The sequence below is a fragment of the Eubacterium sp. ER2 genome (genome assembly GCF_000765215.1).
GTDB classification, from domain to species: Bacteria; Bacillota; Clostridia; order Lachnospirales; family Lachnospiraceae; genus Claveliimonas; species Claveliimonas intestinigallinarum.
The window spans coordinates 1-1,549 of record NZ_JPJE01000066.1; the positions used below are offsets into that span (position 1 = coordinate 1).

The following is a 1,549-nucleotide window of genomic DNA, read 5'->3' on the forward strand; positions in this document are numbered from 1 at the left end:
GCTCCTGAGCCCTGCTCCTCCTCTGTGGCTCCAAACCACTCTGCCGGTTCCGTCAGGGGAATCCCTTCCATCGTGTACCCCCGGTTCCACGAGCCGTTCGCATTCTGCATCTCAAGAAGTCTGTCACAAAACTTCTCCACTGCCTTGTACCAGTTCTCATGCTCCACTCCTCTGTCTTTCTCTATCTGCCAGCAGCACATCAGATAATACATACTATCCACCATGGAACGGCAGTAATTCCCTTTATGTTTCTCCAATTTCTCCGCAATCCGCATCAGGGAGCTCACCACCTGGTTCCCGAGATACCCTTCCAGCTCCTCCCGGTTACGGGAATACTGGAACGGAAACAGGATCCCTGTCCACCAGTATACGTATTCTTCTTTGTCTACATTGTAGATCCCGTTGGGAAGCCCCGATCCTTCAATACAGTTCTCCACAAAAAATTCTACTGTCTTCAGCGCTCTCTCCCGGTATGCCTCCTCTTTCGTCTCCCGAGCCGCCTCCAGCATATCCAGGCTCAGGAGCGTCTGCGCTCCGCAGAAACCATACTCCAACAGGTTCTGTAGTCCATACTTCTCCCGTGGCGAAAAATGCACGAAATATCCAGCTGGATGCCCCTTCTTCTCCGAAAATTCACGGAAACTCTCATGGATCATCCGGCGTCTGCTCGCCCTGGCTTCTTCCAGGGTGAACGGCAGCTTCACCTCGGGATCCAGGATCCTCCCCATCTGCAGACGGGTCGTCTCCCACGATGCTCCTGTCAGGTTCTCGGCCTCACCCGACTGGATCAGGTAACTCACATTGAACAGTTCCCCTTCCCCGACTTCCGCAAATGCCTCCCATTCTGATCCGTCCACGTTCAGGCAGAAACTATTCCTCTCATAGAACGGATAATCACTGCGCAGGATCACCTCGCCGACATGATATGGGGAAGGACTCACTCCAAGGGATCCGATATCCGTATCATGCACAAAGTAGCGGGCCCGGATCTGCTCTCGTGTGATCGTATGGTCTCTCACCGGCACATCCGCCCGCAACAGAGATACAAAACGTTTCCCCTTAGGTACGAACGCCGTCACAGACATGGATGGGTTCCTGTCGTCTTTATAATCCTGGCAAAAAGTGCCCAGGTAGTCGTCCATCCCATCCCCATCTGTATCATTTTTATTATACAATGCTCCTGGGATCACAAATTGGTAATCATCCAGCGACCCTGCCACCCGGTCCCTGAACCGGAAATCTGATGTCAGATGGATGGCCGTCCTGGATCGGAAACGCATGCACTCCACTTTCCGGTCCAGGCGCCAGCATGTCCCATTTACACACCATGTATCTGTAATCTGATACTGATTCCCCTGCGGATCCTCCACTGAGATAGTACCTGTATATACTCCCGGCATCTCCTCCCATGTCTCATATCTGAGACGCATGGAAGGGCCATTTAAGATCTGTAAGAGTACCGGCACATCCAGGGACACCATTATGTCCCCGTCTTCCAGAATCACTGAATATTTCTCATACTCCTCTTTACACTTTATCTGTAGCATGT

1 protein-coding gene is annotated in these 1,549 nt (G+C 52.1%); it reads right to left on the bottom strand.

Annotated elements, in window-relative coordinates:
• Window positions 1–1,549, bottom strand: a 1,549-nt coding sequence (locus NI21_RS16935; protein ID WP_033127115.1) for a hypothetical protein, incomplete at both ends; no start/stop codon positions are given.